Source organism: Alteromonas sp. KUL150, assembly GCF_009811475.1.
In the GTDB taxonomy this organism is placed as follows: Bacteria; Pseudomonadota; Gammaproteobacteria; order Enterobacterales; family Alteromonadaceae; genus Alteromonas; species Alteromonas gracilis.
Map to the genome: position 1 here is coordinate 15,992 of NZ_BLIJ01000001.1, position 19,916 is coordinate 35,907.

Here is a 19,916-nt window from a genome sequence, read left to right on the forward strand (position 1 = left end):
ATCAGGTGTGTAAGTGGATTATTCCGCTTCAGTGACGTTTGTGCGCGCTTCACCTTTTGCCATTGCTAATAGGTTCTTGTGAAGCTGAACTTGAATTTCTTCTGCAAGAATTGCTTTTGATTGTTTCTTAACAACAATGTGTGCGTCGTTTTCTGGCAGAACTTCGGCCATTTTCACGCTTGTCATTGCAGTATTGATTAACGATTGTAGATTGATCTTTTCTGGTTGTGCGTTAGCATTTGCAGCAGCACTTGCGAATGCCATAACAGATACACTAGCTAATAATAACTTTTTCATATTCACACCTAATAAAAATAATTAAATAATTGTTGATGAATGTTAAAATGTTTAACAAATAATCATCATAAAATACTGAAATTAAATGCTCTTTTTTAATTTCGGGCAAATTATAGCCAGATTGTGGTGATTGTTAAAACGAGTAAAAGTATGGGCTGTCATTAGAAAATCTAATGAATTTGTCATACTTCGGTCACACTGGATTAAAAACGATATATGCACCGACGTTTACCCCCTCTCAATGCCCTAAAATCGTTTGAAGCGGCCGCGCGCCATTTAAGCTTTACGAAGGCAGCCGATGAACTGTTTGTCACCCAAGCAGCGGTTAGTCATCAAATAAAAGCACTCGAAGATTTCTTATCGATGAAGCTATTTCTTCGACGTAATAGGACTTTGCTATTAACTGAGGAAGGTCAGGCCTATTTTCTTGAGTTGAAAGACATTTTTAAGAATTTACAAGACGCAACGGAAAGGCTGCTTGCAAAAGGGAGTAAGGGCGCTATTACAGTAGCTATGCCCCCAAGCTTTGCGAGCCAGTGGCTTGTACCTCGTATTCATAAGTTTAGTTTGGCACATCCAGACATCGATGTTCGAATAAAGGCGGTCGATTTTGACGAAGGTTTCTTAGAGGACGATGTGGACGTGGCGATCTATTATGGAAAAGGTCGCTGGGCGGGCCTTCAGGCAGATCAGCTCCATCGGGAATTTTTAACCCCGCTTTGCTCTCCCTTACTTTTTCAAGGCCCTAAGACCTTATCTAGCTTATCTGATTTAAGGCATCATGTTTTGCTTCACGATTTAAGCCGTACGGCCTGGAAGAATTGGTTGAAGCATGTCGGCGTAGTTGGCGTAAACGTCAACCAAGGCCCCGTTTTCAGTCACTCCATGTTGGTGTTGCAGGCCGCGGCGCTAGGACAGGGTATTGCATTAGGGAATACTGTGCTTGCAAGGCCCGAAATTGAGGCGGGGCGACTTGTCATGCCTTTTGAAGAAAGGGTAGAGAGTCGAGACGCCTTTTATTTGGTGTGTGAGGAGTCGCAGGCTGAACTTGGAAAAATTGCTGCATTTAGAGACTGGATGTTAGCGTTGGTTGAAGCTGAGCAAGAGGATTTGTTGTAGTCATGTCTGGGAAAAATGAAAGTCCTGAAGGCCATACTTTTGATATTGAGGTGCTTGACGCCGAGAACCCCGTCGCTTGCTTGATAATGGGGCACGGTGCAGGGGCAGGTAAAGAGCACGCGTTTATGCAAGACATGGCGAAAGCCCTGATTGCAAAGGGAGTATCTATCGTACTTTTTAATTTTCCTTATATGCAAACTATGAAGGCAACAGGTAAACGTAGGCCACCCGATAAAGCCGAAAAGCTTATGTCACACTTCACCGCATTGATTGAGTCGTGTTGTAATGAAAAGGAAACGCTGAATAAACTTCCTGTTTTTGTTGGAGGAAAGTCGATGGGCGGGCGCATGGCAACCATGGTATATGAGGAGCTGGGCAATGTGGAAGGTGCGATAGCGTTCGGCTATCCCTTTCATCCACCGGGCAAGCCAGAAAATACACGCACCGACCACTTGCTGAAGGCTTGTAAACTTTTGCTTATTATACAAGGTGAAAGAGACACGTTCGGCACAAAGTTAGAAGTAGAAGGTTATGGGCTATCTTCAAGTATAGAATGCGTATTTCTAGAAGATGGCGACCACAGCTTCAAGCCTCGAAAAGCGAGCGGCACAACGCAGCAGGCACATATAATCAAAGCCGCAGAGTTAACAGCGACCTTTATATCTAGCGTTTTAAGTAACCCGTGATGACATCAAAAATTAAGGCAAAAGATTAATTAAATGAAAAACGAACACATTGGTTTAGGCGCCGTTGCAAAATCATATCTTATTATTGGCGCGCTACTGGCAGGCTTAGCCGTCGTACTGGGCGCGTTTGGTGCACATGGCCTAAAAAGCCTATTAACGTCGCAGCAGCTTAATACATTTGAAATAGGCGTGCGTTATCAAATGTATCATGCGTTAGCGCTGTTAACTTTACCCGCACTTTCTATTACATCGACATGGGGTAATCGCGTAGCATTTTGTTTTGTTGTTGGTACAGTTTTGTTTAGTGGAAGTCTTTATGCTTTATCTATCAGCGGCATAAAATGGTTTGGCCCGATAACCCCAGTGGGCGGCATGTTCTTTATTGTTGGTTGGGGGTTTCTGGTTATAGGTTTATTAAAAGCGCAGAAGAGCGTAAAACAGCAAACGAGTCATAAATCGGGAGCAAGTAATGTCTAACAGCAGTATTTTAGGTTATTGCCGCCCGGGTTACGAAAACGATACGGCCAACGAACTTACATCTCGATACGGCGAAGCGCAATGCTATGGCTATCCTGTGTCAAAAAAGAACAGCGGTTTTGTGCTTTATCACTTATATGATGCCACGCAGTTAGAACAAACCATCACACGGTTTGCGGTTCACGAGAGTATCTTTCCACGTCAGTTAGTGGCTGTTTTTGCTTCACTAACCGACATAGAAAAAGAAGACAGAGTAGGGCAAGTGCTCAATGCGTTAGAAGAGGTTGAAAAGCCTTTTTCTAATTTTGGCTCTGTCGATGTGGAATACCCTGACACTGAAGAGGGTAAAACGCTCGCTAAGTTCAGCCGTAAGTTTACTGTTCCTCTTCGCCAAGCGTTAAGAAAGGCTGGTTGGCTCACGGCTAAGGAGAATTTAGGTAAGCCTAAACTCCATATTTTTTTCGAGTCATTTGAAATTTGCCATATTGGCTATACATTACCCAGTCATGCCAGTCGCGATCACTTGGGCATTTGTCGTTTAAAGTTCCCAAGTGATGCACCAAGCCGTTCTACGCTAAAACTAGAAGATGCATTGGTGAACATGCTTAGTGATAAGCAGCAAGCTAAGGTTCTTCGAAGTGGAGGTCGCGCCGTCGATTTAGGAGCGTGCCCTGGAGGGTGGACCTATCAACTAGTTAAGCGAGGCATGTATGTTGAAGCCATCGATAATGGCTTGGTAGCCGACAGTTTAATGAATACGGGGTTGGTTGAACATCACGCTGCAGACGGGTTTGCCTATAGACCACAATTTGGTCGTGTAGATCTGCTTGTATGTGATATGATAGAGCAACCTGATAGGGTAGCGAAATTAATGGGTGATTGGCTGGTTAAGCACTGGGCGACTCACGCGATTTTTAATTTAAAGCTACCCATGAAACAGCGCTATGAAACTTTAGTCGAAGCCATGGCGTTGCTAAAAAGCCGTTTAAATGCTCTAGATGATGCATTCGCGGTAAAAGTTAGGCATCTCTACCACGACAGAGATGAAGTTACAGTAACAATTGTTCGCACTTCAAAAGATGAGGTGTGATTTTGTTATTTTTCAAAAAAGTGTCATAAATTGTTAAGTTTTTGATATTTATAGAAAAGAATTAATGCTGGTGCGGATTTTAGCAAACGAATTTAAGGTTTATGCTAAAAAAGGTGTAAATCTGGTACAGAAATCCTTTATAATCCGGCCGTTTTTTTACTCTGAACCAATGAAAGTGAACTAATGTCAGAACTATCTCATTACAGAAACATTGGTATTTTCGCCCACGTAGACGCGGGTAAAACTACCACAACAGAACGTATCTTGAAGCTTACTGGTAAAATCCATAAAACTGGTGAGGTTCACGATGGTGAATCAACAACTGACTTCATGGAGCAGGAAGCTGAGCGTGGTATTACCATCCAGTCAGCGGCAACAACCTGTTTCTGGAAAGATCATCGCATGAACATCATCGATACTCCGGGACACGTTGACTTTACAGTTGAAGTATATCGTTCACTTAAAGTACTAGACGGCGGTATCGGTGTATTCTGTGGTTCTGGCGGTGTTGAGCCTCAGTCAGAAACTAACTGGCGTTATGCTAACGAATCAGAAGTTGCGCGTGTAATCTTCGTAAACAAACTAGACCGTATGGGTGCAGACTTTTACCGTGTAGTTGGCCAAGTTAAGAAAGTACTTGCTGCTAACCCACTAGTAATGACGCTTCCAATCGGTATCGAAGACGAGTTTACAGGTGTTGTTAACCTTCTAGACATGAAAGCGTACATCTGGGACGATTCAGGTCTTCCTGAAAACTACGAAGTTGTAGACATTCCTGCAGACATGGTTGACAAAGCGCAAGAATATCGTGAGCAAATGATCGAAACTGCTGTTGAGCAAGACGACGATCTAATGATGGCGTACATGGATGGCGAAGAGCCGTCTCTAGAAGACATCAAGCGTTGTATCCGTAAAGGTACTCGTGACCTAGCGTTCTTCCCAACATACTGTGGTTCTGCATTTAAGAACAAAGGTATTCAGCTAGTTCTTGACGCAGTAATCGACTTCCTACCTTCTCCAACAGAAGTTGATCCACAAGATCTAACTGACGAAGAAACGGGTGAGCCTACTGGCGAAGTTGCAACAGTATCTGTTGACGAGCCGTTCCGTGCGCTTGCGTTCAAAATTATGGATGACCGTTTCGGTGCCTTGACTTTCATACGTATCTACTCTGGTAAGCTAAACAAGGGTGACACCATCCTTAACTCTGCTACTGGTAAAACTGAACGTGTTGGTCGTATGGTAGAAATGCACGCGAACGACCGTACTGAATTATCATCTGCACAGGCAGGTGACATCATCGCTATCGTAGGTATGAAGAACGTTCAAACTGGTCACACGCTGTGTGATCCGAAGAGCCCTTGTACACTAGAGCCAATGATCTTCCCTGAGCCAGTAATCTCAATTGCTGTTAAGCCAAAAGATAAAGGCGCTAACGAAAAGATGTCTCTTGCTATCGGTAAACTAGTAGCAGAAGATCCATCTTTCCAAGTTGAAACTGACGAAGATTCTGGCGAAACCATCCTTAAAGGTATGGGTGAGCTTCACTTAGACATCAAAGTTGACATCTTGAAGCGTACTTACGGCGTTGAGCTAGAAGTTGGTCAGCCTCAAGTTGCTTACCGTGAAACTATCACGCAAGCAGTTGAAGACAGCTACACGCACAAGAAGCAGTCTGGTGGTTCTGGTCAGTTCGGTAAGATTGATTACCGCATCCGTCCGGGCGAAACTAACACTGGCTTTAAGTTCGTTTCATCTGTTGTTGGTGGTAACGTTCCTAAGGAATTCTTCCCAGCCATTGAGAAAGGCTTCAAAGGCATGATGGATGTGGGTCCTCTAGCGGGCTACCCAGTATTAGACGTTGAAGTTGAACTTTACGACGGTGGTTTCCACGCAGTTGACTCATCAGCAATCGCGTTCGAAATTGCAGCGAAAGGTGCATTCCGTCAGTCAATGCCAAAAGCGGGTCCTCAGATTCTTGAGCCAATCATGAAAGTTGACGTGTTCAGCCCAGAAGACAACGTTGGTGATGTAATCGGTGACCTTAACCGTCGTCGTGGTATGATCAAAGACCAAGAAGCTGGCGCTACTGGCGTTCGCATCAAGGCTGACGTACCTCTATCTGAGATGTTTGGTTACATCGGTCACCTACGTACTATTACATCTGGTCGTGGTCAGTTCTCTATGGAATTCAGCCACTACTCAGCATGTCCTCAGAACGTAGCTGACAAAGTAATTGAAGAAGCGAAAGCGCGTAAAGCTGCTAAGTAATTAGCCTTTGCGAACGTAAGCTGACCTTGGGTTAGCTTACGCTTCAAGAAATACTAAAAAGCCGGTCGCAAGACCGGCTTTTTTTATGTCGGGTGTCCCGTCTTGAAATACGTTTAGTACATCTTATATGGCAGAAACTTCCCTGACATAACTACGCTTACACGGTCGCCTTTAGGATCGTTTTCGCGCTGTAAATCCATCGAGAAATCAATGGCACTCATGATGCCGTCGCCAAATTCTTCATGAATTAATTCCTTTAATGTAGTGCCATACACACTCACCAATTCATACCAGCGGTAAATAAGCGGGTCGGTAGGGACTTCTGTGGGTAACGAGCCTTTGTAAGGCACGATTTGAAGCCAGGCAATCGCTTCGTCGGTAAGCTCAAGTAACTCACCCACGGCTTCAGCTTGCTGCTTTGTCATGGCCATTTGTCCTAAACAAGCTGCTGTACTCCATTCTTTTGACTGACCAACAACTTCGGCAATCTGACTCCACTTTATGCCTTTTAAAATTTTGGCTGACTGGATCATGTCGGTAACTTGGGTTCTCGATGTAATCATTTGCATTTCCTTAAAGGGTTAGTTAAACAAAATGAGCGTAACTAGATTGCTGAAAATAAGTGCCAGTATTAGCACCTTGTACACAAAAAGAGGGTGTCGTTTTACTAACGGCTCGTACGCCGTATGCTGTGATGGATTTGGGTAGCGAAGCGAAAAAAGAAACTCAGATAGTGCAGAAAATCGCTTATCAGGGTTCACATGCAAAGCACGTTTCAGGGCGCTATCAACCCAATTAGGTATTGGCCGATTAGGAGCCAATGCGGTTTGGTATTTTAACTTTTTCTGCTCGGCCAACGTGCGACAGTGAGCGAGCTTTGTGCCATAGGGATAACGCCCGCACAAAAGATAGTAGGTCAGTACGGCTAAGGAGAACAGATCAGAGCGCTCCGTGCCTACATTTCCTAAAAAGTATTCAGGTGCGGAAAAAAGTGCAGCGCCAGGAATAGGTGTGTCACTATAGAGGCTTGGGGCATCGGCTAAGGCTGCTGAACCCAAATCTATAATAGTACAGTGCCCTTGTTCGCTAATAATAATATTGTCGGGGCGTATATCCCTATGAACAATGCCCTGACGGTGCATTGCCTGTAAACCTTTACCAACTTGCTCGATTATATTCCTAACTTGCTCTAGTGGGGGCGTAGGATTATCAACAGCCCATTGAGCTAGCGTTTGACCTTGCACATATTCACTTACGCTGTAAAAAGCAGAAGGAGAGTACGGTAAACCCAAATCAGTAAACGTTGGGCTTTTAATGACGTGTGCCGAATTAATCCGTCTCGAAAACCAGCTCTCTATTAGGAACCCATTTATCATTTCTGGTGATAGGGTAAAGTCGGTAGCCGGCGTTTTTACAACCACAGGGCTTTTTGTGTGCGTAGCGTCACAAGACGAATTGGTGGCAATAAAGACATGGCTTCGGGCCGACGTATAAAGCTGTCGTTCTAGCTTCAATCCATCAACATCATCACCCGTTTTGAAGCTTGCGGCAGCAGGCTCTTCGTATACTTGTTCATCAGACTGCTGATTTGAGTAATGAATCGCAGCATCAGATACCTCAGAATTGCTTATCAGCTGGTCGCCCAATGACCTGTGAAGTACAGATGAATGAGGTGAACTTGAAACGCCGGCATACGTTGGATGTCTGTGATCGTTTAGGCCATCATGGCTAGCTACGAGAACCTTTACGAGAAGTAAGGTGAGGTTGTCATCGCTTCCTCTAGTAAATGCCTCATGTACTACCAACGCGGCTTGGTTTTCCGAAAGCGTATCGGCCTCATTGATTTTCATAAGAATGGTAGGTAGCGAAACAAACTCATAAACCCCGTCGCTACTTATCGAAAACGTGCTCGATGAGTTGAGGGTGAGTGTTGTGTGGTCGATGTCTATATTCGCTTTAACGCCTAATGCTCTAGTAAGATAACTCTGCGAAGGCTCACTTTCCGATACTTGACGATGAGGTTTTGTGAGTAAGACAGGCGACTGTGCCTTCTTAGAAATAACCTGAATTTGACAATCCCCTACATGAAATACATCCATGTGATTGCCTGTTACCACCGCCACTGTTAACGTGCAAACATAACCTTTTTCTGGTGTATAGCAAAAAGGGCTTCTCTGCGTACGAGTATAAAGTAGCGCGTTTATCTCTTTAATAATGGTTTCCGCGCGCGTCTTAACCGACCATTGTTCCGGCGCCATATTAAACAGTTTAATAAACTGACTGGTAGCAAAGTCGCTAGCAACTTGGCTAACCGTACTGCTACTTACACCGTCGGCGATAACAAAAACGCTGCTTTGATTTGGGTTATCAGAAACATGAAAAGCGTATGCATCTTGGTTTATCGCTTTAACGCCGGCTGTAGAAAATGCACTTACACTGAGCATGTTAGCTGGTGGGTTAATTGGGGCGTTTAACGCGGCTCGCTCATTCATGTTTAATTGCTTCTTACCTGCATATTTAATTATGAGCCCAATTAGTTATTTCCAAGGAAACGGATAACGCCATCATGACGTGTCTTGTAGGGACAAGACATGATGGCTTTAAGATAAGCGCCTTAATTAAATAGGCAGTGTTTGCGATGCAGCGGCTTTATCAACAGGGATAGTACGTTTTGGTAGCGTCTTAACGTGGGTGGTGTATAGGGTTAGTCCAGTAAAGGCGAGGCCACCAACAAGATTTCCAAGTGCAGTTGGGATCTCGTTCCAAATGAAGTAGTCCATAACTGAGAAATCGCCGCCCATAATAAGGCCAAATGGGAAAAGGAACATGTTTACTACTGAGTGCTCAAAACCCATAAAGAAGAACAGCATGATTGGCATCCACATGGCTAGTACTTTTCCGCTAACGTGGGTTGAAATCATTGCACCCACTACGCCTAGCGACACCATCCAGTTACACAACATGCCGCGAATAAAAATGGTGAACCAGCCTGCAACGCCGTGCTCTGCGTAGCCCAATGTACGAGCTTCCCCAATGCTGGCTACCTTAGTCGCGATGGCACCGCCATCCACGTTATACCCCATGGTAAAAATAAACGACATCATAAAGGCCACGGTTAATGCGCCGCCAAAGTTACCTAAAAATACTAATCCCCAATTTCGTAGAATTTGTTTTGGCGTGACGCCAGGTCGCTGTGCAAGCCAAGCGAGTGGGGTAAGTACAAACACGCCGGTTAATAGGTCAAATCCCATAAGGTAGAGCATACAAAAGCCCACTGGGAACAACACTGCGCCAAGAAGAAACACGCCGGTTTGAACGGCAATGGTAACGGCAAAAACAGCGGCAAGGGCCAATATTGCACCTGCCATATAAGCGCGGATTAGAGTATCTCGTGTAGACATATAAATTTTAGCTTCGCCTGCATCTACCATCTTGGTTGCAAACTCAGCGGGGAGAAGATAAGCCATGGTTTCACCTCACGTTGTCGTTATTAATAAGTTGTCATCTGTGTGTTGGCGTTTGCTGTTTCAATGCGTTCCAGAAGATCAAAAAAAGGCGTCCGCAGCGCTCTCGTAAGAAAGAACTGGGGACGCCTTTGTCCGAAACTCATGCATTGTGGTAGCTAACAAATAAACCGTCGGTTATGTGTACGCCTTTGTACTCTAAAGCCCGTTGGCAACTAATACTTGTATAAGCGCCTTCGTACTTTTGTTATCCACTTGTACAAAGCTAAAAAAGTGCCAATAACCAAAATACGCTTAAATTCGTTGCTTATTGCTATTAAAAACAATGGCTTGTACAAATTTGTGGTTGTGTTGATAGGCGCTCGCGCCAAGGCACTATTAATTAGTCTGCACTAAAAAGGGGGAAGTGTGAGTGTTAAAGGTGCAACCGGTTTAGCTATTTCCTACTTTAATGCCTGTTTTAACATTTTTAGCTGACGCTTCATGGTTGGATAAACTTTTGCCTCTTGTGTTCGGTGTGCGTATTTTTCGTGCTCAAATAGTTCACACAGTAGTCTTAGTGCCTTGGCAGCATCTTCGTTTATCAAAGGGTTAACTTCAGTCATAAAGGCGGACAAGGTTTTATTCCCTCTTTCTTTTCCTGTTTTAGCTTCAACCCATTTTATTGCGTTTAGTAAAACTCTGTGTGAGGGCGAAAGTGTGTTGCGATGCGTTTTGGGTAAAAAATAAAGTGCTAAAATAAGCCCAATTAGGCCAATGGCGGAAAGAAATACAACGCGCATTTTTTGCGGCGTTAGCGAGCCTAGTAATTCTTCAAGCATGTTGGTTTGCGCAGTATTGTCAAAGCCCAGTACCCATTTACTCCATGAGTAATCGAGCTGTTGAAACCAGCTTTGTAACGTTGCAAAAATAGCAGCGTTGCTAAGGTCGCCCAAAATACTGGCTTCACGAGACTCCCCAAGCTCTTCCAGCGCACGTTCAAGCCCGAAGGTTAAGCGTGACGGTGCCACCATACTCGTTGGGTCGTGTCGAATCCACACACCATCAATAAATGCTTCCACCCACGCATGTGCATCGTACTGCCTTATTTGAAGCACATTGTCATTAAGTGCGCTTCCGCCCTGGTAGCCTGTCACCATTCTTGCCGGTACTCCTGCGGCGCGAAGCACATACACCATGGCGCCTGCGTAATGGGCACAAAAACCTGAGCGTTCTTCAAATAAAAAACGGTCGATGGGGTCGGTAGGCATGGCGTTCGGCGATAGGGTGTAGCGGAAGCCCCCTTGATTAAATTCACGCATTATTGCGCTAACTATTTGCTGTGCGCTCGAGTATTGTTTGGCAAGTGTCTGTCCCCATGCTCTGGCTTGAGGGTTGCCATTCATGGAAACCTGAAGGTTTAGTTGCGATTCAAAATTTCCTATTCCGCTAGTGATTTGAGCAGTTGGATAGTAGCGCAGATAAAACGCCTTCTTACTGGATATTGGGCTATTCGCCCTTAACGTAAAATCAAAAAGACTTCTTACGAAAATACTGTTCTCGCGGTTGTTGGGGGTCGAAGGCGCTAGCGCAAACAGCCACGTTTGCTGTGTGGGTTCCACGATCAATTCATAACTTATCACTTGAGGCGTATTTTCCTCGGCCAGAGCTGACAAGGGTGTTGGCTTGCCCATGTAAGCTAACTGCTGCTCTGCCTGTTTGCGTTTGTTGCTAATAGACCAGGTTTTCCCGTCAAAATATTCTAAGGTCATAGCGCGCCAATACCTGGACGGTGCAACAGGGACTGCTTCTGCGTTTTCAAATGTGGCGCTGAAAGCCAATTCAGACGAACTTGCAAGTGACGCAATATCACCTGGCGTCACCGTGTCAGAAAGCCCGGTTTCAGTCGACTTTGACGTGGGCATCTGCCAAAGCGGAGGGAGTTGGGGAAGCAGTAAGAACAGTAGCAGCGCGATAGGGAAAGCTTGGACAATAAGCACGGTCACGAATTTAATGCTTTTTGATTTAGGTATTCCTGCACCGTGATAAATTGCAGTCGCAAATAGCAGCAGGGCCAGTATTCCTGTATAGCCAATCCACGCAAATACGCTTAGAGACGAAATAAATCCGCAGCCGATTAAGAACAAACAGGTACATACAATTAAGTGAAAATCTCGTTTTTTCTCAACCAGCATGATTTTGAGCGCGCAAGCGACGGTCAATAGGTTGATCATGCTATCAAGCAATCCTACTGAAAAGCCGAACCACGATAATGCGAACACTGCCAAGATCGCCAGCAAGTTAACCGTGCGTGATGTTGGCAAACTATTCAACGCACTAAGGCCTGCGGCTCTCACTGTCACAGCACATCCACCTAGCATAATTACCCATGTCATAAGCGGCGCGGTGAGAGTAAAAAGAATAAGAGAGAAAGCTATGCAGAGCATAAGCACAGCCACGGACGTTGGTTGGCTAAACACGCTTTTAACAACAGTTAATTGTGATAAACGGCTTAAGATAGCGGAGCTCATTTCGTTGACCTCGCTTTTTCAGTCTTTATGGAAGATATTGAGACCGTTTTATTTGAGGTTGAAGAAGCTTGTGATGAATGCGAATTCAAACAAGCAAGTGCACTAAGACATTCGTGCATTTGTTTTACCCCGTGAGCAGGGGCAATGTTAAGCCCTTTGTACTGTATCCCAAATACCCGGTCTGCGCCTGTCCAAGACAATGTTGCATAGGTAAGTGCCGATACGGCAGTTTCCACATCTATGTTTGAGGGAACTGAAAGTACAAAACTGTCGCTTTGCAAGGAGGTAAAGGATTTCGAAACCCAATTTCCGTTTTTCGCCACATGCTTCCATGATACGCGATTAAGCGGCTGTCCAACTTCGTAATCGCTTAATGCGTAGAAGTCCTCGTTACTTGTAAGGTCGTTAACCTGACTGACGCTATCCGAGTCATTAGAACTCGCTACCTTATTAACAGTGACCGGACCTTCTTGAGGTTTTGCGTAGACAGTGACTTGTTGGTCAAAATCGAGGTGGGTCCAGCATTTGTATAATCCCAACGGAAAATCGCATGCAATGGTTAGTCTGCCGAGTGCAAATCGCCCCCGTTCGGGTATTGGAAGAGGCACGCTGAGGGTTTGCGTTTGTCTTGTATCCGTAACTTCATTGCCGTTTAAAGAAAAGCTGTACGTCTGCTGAGCCACTGAGATGTTTTCATTGCTTGCATGAGCAGTCGTATCCATGGGGCGCACTGTATTTAGCCATTTTATTGCTAATACACCATTGCACGTTTTTGTTGGCGCTGTCGCGTGAGGGATAACCTGAAGCTGCAATTCACCCTGTAAGTTACAGTGAAATGGACTGGGGGGCGTCGCTTTAAGCGCTAAACGCGCAAAGTTTTGATGAGTGTAAAACAGCGTTAATAGCATAATGCTTAAGCACAAATAGCTAAGCAGCAACATCAAGTTGTTTTGGTAGTTAGTGCCAAGTAAAAACAAACACAGCGATAGAATAATAAAAGACCAACCGAATCCGCTCGGCAATATAAAAATACTATTTAAGTTGAGGTGATGTTCGTGAGAAGCCGGAACTCGCCTGTCTAACCACTTTAATAGCCTGCGTTGTAGGTAATTCGACAGTGAAGCTGGCATTCTACGCACCTTTAGCGCTCCGAAAATTCATGAATGCTAGGCTGCCAGTGGGTCAATACTATCAAGTAATTTCTGGCTCAGTTTTTCACCGTCAAAAGCATGGGTTTGCTGCCCTTGTGCCAACTGATGTGAAGACAATGTTAGCCTATGAGCGGTAATGGCCACGAAGACGGCCTGTACATCTTCGGGAGTAACATATGATTTTCCGGAAACAAACGCCCAGGCTTTGGCACCTTGGAGTATCGCTCTACTCGCTCGTGGCGATAGGGGATTAGGGTAATCATTACTTTCTCTACTTTCACTAACCAATCTTAGTATGTAATGAATAATGGCATCGCTGGTATGAATAGCGGCTACCTTTCGTTGCATCTCGCGCAAATTCTCCTCATTTAGTATTTGTGCAAGCGGTGCTGATGCATCCTGTTGCAATAGCATGGCTTTTTCTGCTTCCCATGCTGGATAGCCCAAAGAGATACGCATAAAGAAACGGTCGAGTTGGGACTCTGGCAAGGGATAAGTGCCCGATTGATAGCTTGGGTTTTGTGTAGCAATAACAAAAAATGGAGAAGGTAGCGCGTGGGTTACACCATCTATACTTACTTGTCGCTCTTCCATCGCTTCTAACAGGGCGCTTTGTGTTTTGGGGCTGGCTCTGTTTAGCTCGTCCGCTAACACCATTTGGCTAAAAATTGGGCCGTGTCTAAACGAAAAGCGCTTTGCCTCGTCTTGTTCATTACTATGAAAAATGTTTACGCCCAACATATCTGATGGGAGTAAGTCAGAAGTAAATTGAATGCGAGAATATTGTAGGCCAAAAACTTGGGAAAGCGCATGAGAAAGGGTGGTTTTACCCATTCCCGGTAAGTCTTCAATTAATAAGTGGCCATTGGCAAGTAAACAGGTTATTGCGAGTTTTAATTGGTGATCTTTACCAATAATTTTCTGACTAAGAGCCCGCTGTACATTAATGATATCTTGGCGCATATAATTGTCACTTAAGTTTAAAGTTACTCTGTCACACTACGTATTAAACAGTGAGAAAGCGATTAAGGCTTTTCTAAGGATGTTGCGCAATGATGTTTAAGTTCATGTCTGAGTTCATGTTCTAGTTTACATGTTTAGCGAACGGTAACGAGTGCCGACGATGTGGTGTTTCGAAGGTCACTACTTAATAATAGCAACGATAGTGAAAGGCTTTCTATTGAATTACCTGTTAAATTTTATACGCAGGTATATCAGCGACTTGATGGTTCGTTGAGTTGTTTCTCCTATGTTCTTAATATTGTTAAGGCGACGTCTATTTTTGAAAAAGTAAAAACGGCTTACATGGACTTTATCGACAGCAAATACGACGGAATGGGAAGCAGTAAAACGTCACTTTCTTACCTTATTAGCATAGATTCCCGCAAAACATCTGTTATTAAGTGCTGCGTAGTTTATCTGTGTTGTCTATAATGGTGCCTCTTAAAAAGGAAGTAGTTATGAAAAGCATTGAAATAGATGACGATTTATATGCCTTCATCGCCAGCCAAACGAAGCATATTGGTGAGAGTGCATCACAAATTTTAAGACGTTTACTTTTGCCTGAAGACGGTGCCGTGTCTCATGGTGTCCAGCATGGTGGGGCTTCATCTACATCTGTAAAAACAAGCCAGTCAAAAAGTACAGACGTTGTAGAAACCGCAGATAACGCAAGTGAGTCAACACCCGAAGTTGAAACTCAAGAGGCGACCAAAGTACAAACCAAAGCGCCTACTAAAGCGACAGCCAGTTCAGCAGTTAAAGCAGCGCCAAAGGCTGCAGCGAAGAAAGCTCCAGCTAAAACAACGGCAGCAAAAGCGCCTGCGAGCTCAAGGGCAGCTAAAAAGGTTTCGGAAGTTTCTTCAGTAACGCCAGCAGCAGAAGCTCACTCGAAAAGAGACATTCTTGAAGCGGTGTCAAAAGATGCATTAGGCACGTTTACCAAGCGCGTTGATCAATTCTTGTTTGTTTTAAGTGCAGCGCACAAGCTTAATGCAGAAAACTTTACTCGTGTTGAAAGTATAAAAGGTAAAGACCGTACGTACTTTGCAACAAGTAAGGCGGCATTGCTGGAAAACGGCAGCAGTACTAATCCTAAAGCTATCCCTGATAGCCCGTTCTGGGTGGTAACAAATAACAATACTGCCAAGAAAACGAATATGCTGGAACAAGTTTTGCGTAACTTAGGCTATCAACCCGATGTTATTGAAACCGTGATTGCACGTTTCTCTTCAGAAGGTAAATAGCAAGCCAAGGTATAGAACAACGAAACTTCTAAATAAGGATTTTTTTCATGGCATTACATCCGCAGGCTGGAGAGCATGCAGCAAAAGAGCAGCTCATTAACGTAGCGCAGCTAGTGAGTCAGTATTACAGCTATAAACCGGATATGAGTGACCCGGGACAGGCGGTCTCTTTTGGTACATCTGGTCATAGAGGTACAGCGTCAAACGCTACGTTTACCGATACGCACATCAGTGCAATCTGCCAGGCACTGGTAGAATATCGACAGCAAGAAGGAATTGACGGCCCACTATTCGTCGGTAAAGATACCCACGCACTATCTGAACCTGCCATGGTTACCGCTATAGAAGTTTTATGCGCCAATGGTGTTGATGTTGTTGTACAGCGCGCGGACAACGAAAGCATGGGCTATACACCAACTCCTGTTATTTCTCGTTCTATTATCCGTTACAATCGTGCGGGCAATACCGACAAAGCAGACGGCATTGTCATCACGCCTTCTCATAACCCTCCTTCAGACGGTGGCTTTAAATATAACCCGCCTCACGGTGGGCCTGCCGATAGCGACGTGACCAAGCAAATTCAAGAACGCGCCAACGCATTAATTGCAGATGGGAATAAAGACGTTCAGCGTATTGATATCCGCCAAGCGAGCGCTCGCAAACTATTTCGCGAAGAAGACTTTATGGAACCTTATATCGAAGACTTAGCAAAAGTCGTTGATATGGAGGCCATTGCCAAGGCTAATTTAAAGCTAGGCACAGATCCATTAGGTGGTGCTGGGGTAGGCTACTGGTCAAAAATTGCTGAAAAATATGGGCTGGATATTACGGTTGTTAACGACGCTGTTGACCCGCAATTTGGTTTTATGCGCCGAGACAAAGACGGCAAGCTTCGCATGGACTGTTCCTCTGCCTATGCCATGGCGGGGCTTATCGAGCTTAAAGACAACTTTGATTTAGCCTGGGGGAATGACCCCGATTTTGATCGTCACGGTATAGTGTGTAAAAGCGCAGGGCTTATGAACCCTAACCATTACTTGGCGGTTGCCATCAATTATTTGTATACACATCGCCCAGATTGGCCGAGCGAACTTAATATTGGTAAAACCCTGGTTTCGAGCAGCATGATAGATCGTGTTGCCAAAAGTTTGGGTAAACCATTAGCCGAAATGCCAGTAGGCTTTAAGTGGTTTGTGGAAGGTTTATCTAATAGCACTATTGGTTTTGCGGGTGAGGAAAGTGCTGGTGGTATTTTCCTAGAACGAAACGGAAGCACCTGGGCTACAGATAAAGACGGTTTTATTCTATGCCTGCTAGCGGCAGAAATTCTTGCCGTGACGGGTAAAGATCCTGGTGAGCATTACGAAGCGCTAACTGAAAAATTTGCTGCGCCTGTATACAGCCGCGTTGATGTAGCAGCAACCCTTGAACAAAAGCAAAAATTGTCAGCTATGGATGCGTCGGTGGTTACCAGCGATACCCTTGCTGGAGAGCCAATTATCTCTGTTCAAACACATGCTCCAGGAAATAACGCCGCGATTGGCGGGGTAAAAGTGTCGACGGAGAATGGTTGGTTTGCAGCACGACCTTCTGGCACTGAGCAAATCTACAAAATTTATGCTGAAAGCTTTAATGGTGAAAGTCACTTACAAGAATTAATCGCTGAGGCTGAATTGCTTGTAGGAAAAATCATTAAATAAGGTCAAAATTAAACCTACTTCAATTGTTTTTTGTAATAAAATTGTTAAAAATCGCATGAATGAATACGAATTCATGCGATTTTTTGTAATTTTAACAAAATTATTACAACATAACCGTTTTAGTACTGATATATTGCTGTCATATTCTTAAGATATTTTGTAATTAAATTACTTTTCGGCGCTAAAACGCCATTTCTTATTTAAGAGTGAGACGCAAAATGAACGCAAAAGCGACCAAGACGCAACCCTCTCCAGTGATCGATAAAGCGGCTTTTAAGTCTGCCGTGATCAAACACCTACACTGCACATTAGGCACCGACGAAAACAAAGCAAACAATCACGCCTGGTGGAAAGCCACGTGCGCAGCAATTCAAGAGCAAGTGCTAGAAGGGTTGCGCAAAACGCAGAAAACCCATTATCTGAACGACACCCGCGCTGTTCACTACTTTTCTGCTGAATTCCTTATGGGTCGTTTGTTATCAAACAACCTGCAAAACTTTGGCTTGTTTGATGTAGCAAGTGCTGCATTAAAAGAGCTGGGTGTGGAAATTTCAGATATTCTCGAAGAAGAGCCTGATATGGCGTTGGGTAACGGCGGCCTTGGTCGTCTTGCAGCGTGCTTCATCGACTCTCTAGCAACAATGGAATTACCGGCTATCGGTTACGGAATTCATTATGAACACGGCTTATTCCGTCAGGAAATTAAAAGCGGTGCGCAAATCGAGCGTCCAGACAGCTGGCGAGACTACGGCAACCCATGGGAAATTTGCCGTCCAGAATCTACACAAGAAGTATCGTTATACGGCTACGTAGAAACCAAGTACGGAGAAAATGGCCGAGTGCTAAAAGAGTGGCACCCAGGCTCTATCGTTAAAGGTGTGCCGTGGGATATTCCTGTGGTGGGTTATGAAGGTAAAACTGTCAACGTACTGCGCCTATGGCAGTCAGAAGCGTCGGGCTACTTTAACTGGGACGTGTTTAATGCAGGTGGGTATGTTGATGCACAGCGTGAAAACGTGCAGGCAGAAACCATTTCAAAAGTGCTTTATCCCAATGATGAGACGGAAGCCGGTAAAGAGCTTCGCTTAATCCAGCAGTATTTCTTCTGCTCATGTTCATTGAAAGACATTATTCGCCGCTACAAGCGCGCCCATGGCGATGATTGGAGCCGTTTCGCTGACCAAGTTGTTATTCAGCTAAATGACACACATCCGGCTATTTCTGTGCCAGAGCTTATGCGTATTCTTGTTGACCGCGCAGAGCTTGGTTGGGATGAAGCATGGGGTATTTGTACTAAGGTCTTCGCGTACACCAACCATACCTTGTTACCAGAGGCGCTAGAGAAGTGGCCTGCTCGAATGATAGAGAAGATCCTTCCTCGTCACCTAGAGATCATTTACGAAATTAACCATCGCTTTATGGCTGAGGTTGATAAGAAATGGCCCGGTGACAATGCCATGAAAGAGAAGCTTTCTATAATTGAAGAAGGCAACGAAAAGATGGTGCGCATGGGTCATCTATCGGTTATCGGCTCGTTTGCGGTAAACGGCGTTGCAGAAATGCACTCTCGTCTTGTTAAGTCGTCATTGTTCCCAGAATTCGATGAGCTATATCCGGGTAAACTTACTAACGTAACCAATGGTATTACGCCACGTCGCTGGTTGAAAGCGTGTAACCCTGGGCTTTCTAAGCTAATTGATAAGAAAATTGGTGATGATTGGCCACGTGACTTAGACAAACTTCAAGGTTTAGCTAAATTCGCGAGCAACAAAACGTTCCAGAAGCAATTCATGAAAGTGAAGCTAGAAAATAAGGAACTGTTGGCCGATGAAATTCGTAAGTCACTCGACTTAGAAGTGGATGTTAATGCCATATTTGACGTGCAGATTAAGCGTCTTCATGAATATAAGCGTCAGCACCTAGCCTTGTTGCACATAATGGCACTGTACCGTCGAATTCTTGAAAACCCTGATTACGATATGCACCCTCGAGTGTTTGTCTTTGGTGCGAAAGCAGCACCTGGCTACAAACTAGCTAAAGATATCATTTATGCTATCAATAAAGTGGCCGACAAGATTAACAACGACCCACGGGTTAATAACAAGATTAAGATTGCGTTTTTACCAAACTATCGCGTTTCTCTTGCAGAGAAAATGATCCCGGCGGCAGACGTATCTGAGCAAATCAGTACAGCAGGTAAAGAGGCATCGGGTACCGGTAACATGAAGCTAGCGCTAAACGGTGCGGTAACTATCGGTACGCTAGATGGCGCAAACGTTGAAATTGCCGAAGAAGTAGGCGACGACAACATCTTTATTTTTGGATTGACGGTAGAACAAGTAAACGAGCTTAAAGCTAAGGGCTATAACCCGTACGATTACTATTACAAAGATTCAGAAATCAAAGCTGTGCTTGATTGGTTAGAAACCGATTACTTCACGCCGGGCAAACCAGGTGCCTTAGTATCTATCAAGCAAAGCTTGCTGGATAATGGCGACCCGTACATGGTATTGGCAGATTTCCGAGCTTATTCTGATGCACAAATTGCAGTTGATGCTGCCTATCGCGACAAAGAGCGCTGGGCTGAAATGGCCATTATAAATACGGCTAAGATGGGTAAATTTACCTCAGATCGCTCAATTCGTGACTACGTTGAGCGCGTTTGGAAGCTTTCACCGTGTAAGATTGAAGGCTAATCGCAAGGCGTAAAATAAAGAACCCGGCAGTGCTAAACTAGCCGGGTTTTTTGTTTTTGAAATGCTGACAACAAAGATAAGCGTAAAATTAAAACAGGCCTTTACTCAATTTTTACGTTATTGTTGTTTGATGCTATATACAAGTATTCAAATTAATACGTTACCGTCGTTGCGCCTATTGCTCGACCGTGCTTTTATATAATACCAGT

15 protein-coding genes are annotated in these 19,916 nt (G+C 44.5%); 8 read left to right on the plus strand and 7 right to left on the minus strand.

The genetic code is table 11. The annotated features are described in order from the left end of the window. Positions 1-18: 18 nt before the first annotated feature. Positions 19-297: a hypothetical protein gene (locus GVO62_RS00090; RefSeq protein WP_159117209.1), complete on the minus strand. Its 279-nt coding sequence runs from the start codon at positions 295-297 to the stop codon at positions 19-21. Between the two features lie 216 nt (positions 298-513). Here GVO62_RS00090 and GVO62_RS00095 point away from each other — a divergent pair, with 216 nt between their 5' ends. The 5 genes from GVO62_RS00095 to fusA all read left to right on the plus strand — a co-directional run bounded on the left by GVO62_RS00095 (position 514) and on the right by fusA (position 5,940). Next, positions 514-1,416 carry a transcriptional regulator GcvA gene (locus GVO62_RS00095; RefSeq protein WP_159117210.1) on the plus strand — a complete coding sequence of 301 codons (903 nt, stop codon included), beginning with the start codon at positions 514-516 and terminating at the stop codon, positions 1,414-1,416. Between the two features lie 2 nt (positions 1,417-1,418). Next, a complete protein-coding gene (locus GVO62_RS00100) occupies positions 1,419-2,102 on the plus strand; it encodes an alpha/beta family hydrolase (protein ID WP_159117211.1) in 684 nt (227 codons plus the stop codon). Between the two features lie 33 nt (positions 2,103-2,135). Further along, positions 2,136-2,579, plus strand: coding sequence for a DUF423 domain-containing protein (locus GVO62_RS00105; protein WP_159117212.1), 444 nt, complete (start codon positions 2,136-2,138; stop codon positions 2,577-2,579). Further along, positions 2,572-3,669: a 23S rRNA (cytidine(2498)-2'-O)-methyltransferase RlmM gene (gene rlmM, locus GVO62_RS00110; protein ID WP_159117213.1), complete on the plus strand. Its 1,098-nt coding sequence runs from the start codon at positions 2,572-2,574 to the stop codon at positions 3,667-3,669. The genes GVO62_RS00105 and rlmM overlap by 8 nt, the downstream gene beginning before the upstream one ends. 183 nt (positions 3,670-3,852) lie before the next feature. Continuing rightward, complete coding sequence (gene fusA, locus GVO62_RS00115; protein WP_159117214.1) at positions 3,853-5,940, plus strand: elongation factor G; 2,088 nt, start codon at positions 3,853-3,855, stop codon at positions 5,938-5,940. Between the two features lie 113 nt (positions 5,941-6,053). Here the strand turns inward: fusA and cynS are convergent, their stop codons facing one another. The 6 genes from cynS to GVO62_RS00145 form a co-directional block, all read right to left on the minus strand. Beyond that, positions 6,054-6,503 carry a cyanase gene (cynS, locus tag GVO62_RS00120; RefSeq protein WP_014949029.1) on the minus strand — a complete coding sequence of 150 codons (450 nt, stop codon included), beginning with the start codon at positions 6,501-6,503 and terminating at the stop codon, positions 6,054-6,056. A gap of 18 nt (positions 6,504-6,521) precedes the next feature. Then, complete coding sequence (locus tag GVO62_RS00125) at positions 6,522-8,432, minus strand: protein kinase domain-containing protein (protein ID WP_159117215.1); 1,911 nt, start codon at positions 8,430-8,432, stop codon at positions 6,522-6,524. A 126-nt stretch (positions 8,433-8,558) separates the two neighbouring features. Then, positions 8,559-9,407, minus strand: a complete 849-nt coding sequence (locus tag GVO62_RS00130; RefSeq protein WP_014949030.1) for a formate/nitrite transporter family protein — start codon at positions 9,405-9,407, stop codon at positions 8,559-8,561. A gap of 440 nt (positions 9,408-9,847) precedes the next feature. Continuing rightward, positions 9,848-11,914 (minus strand): transglutaminase family protein, encoded by a 2,067-nt coding sequence (locus tag GVO62_RS00135; RefSeq protein WP_159117216.1) that lies wholly within the window; start codon positions 11,912-11,914, stop codon positions 9,848-9,850. After that, the gene (locus GVO62_RS00140) at positions 11,911-13,044 is read right to left on the minus strand and encodes a DUF58 domain-containing protein (RefSeq protein WP_159117217.1); all 1,134 of its coding nucleotides are present in this window, start codon (positions 13,042-13,044) and stop codon (positions 11,911-11,913) included. Before GVO62_RS00140 ends, GVO62_RS00135 begins: the two co-directional genes overlap by 4 nt. Before the next feature lie 36 nt (positions 13,045-13,080). Beyond that, positions 13,081-14,028 carry an AAA family ATPase gene (locus tag GVO62_RS00145; RefSeq protein WP_159117218.1) on the minus strand — a complete coding sequence of 316 codons (948 nt, stop codon included), beginning with the start codon at positions 14,026-14,028 and terminating at the stop codon, positions 13,081-13,083. A gap of 497 nt (positions 14,029-14,525) precedes the next feature. Here GVO62_RS00145 and seqA point away from each other — a divergent pair, with 497 nt between their 5' ends. The 3 genes from seqA (at position 14,526) to GVO62_RS00160 (ending at position 19,707) form a co-directional block, all read left to right on the plus strand. Beyond that, positions 14,526-15,311, plus strand: a complete 786-nt coding sequence (seqA, locus tag GVO62_RS00150) for a replication initiation negative regulator SeqA (protein ID WP_159117219.1) — start codon at positions 14,526-14,528, stop codon at positions 15,309-15,311. A gap of 47 nt (positions 15,312-15,358) precedes the next feature. Then, the gene (gene pgm / locus GVO62_RS00155) at positions 15,359-17,011 is read left to right on the plus strand and encodes a phosphoglucomutase (alpha-D-glucose-1,6-bisphosphate-dependent) (protein WP_159117220.1); all 1,653 of its coding nucleotides are present in this window, start codon (positions 15,359-15,361) and stop codon (positions 17,009-17,011) included. A gap of 218 nt (positions 17,012-17,229) precedes the next feature. Continuing rightward, positions 17,230-19,707, plus strand: coding sequence for a glycogen/starch/alpha-glucan phosphorylase (locus GVO62_RS00160; RefSeq protein ID WP_159117221.1), 2,478 nt, complete (start codon positions 17,230-17,232; stop codon positions 19,705-19,707). The last annotated feature ends 209 nt before the right edge of the window (positions 19,708-19,916 follow it).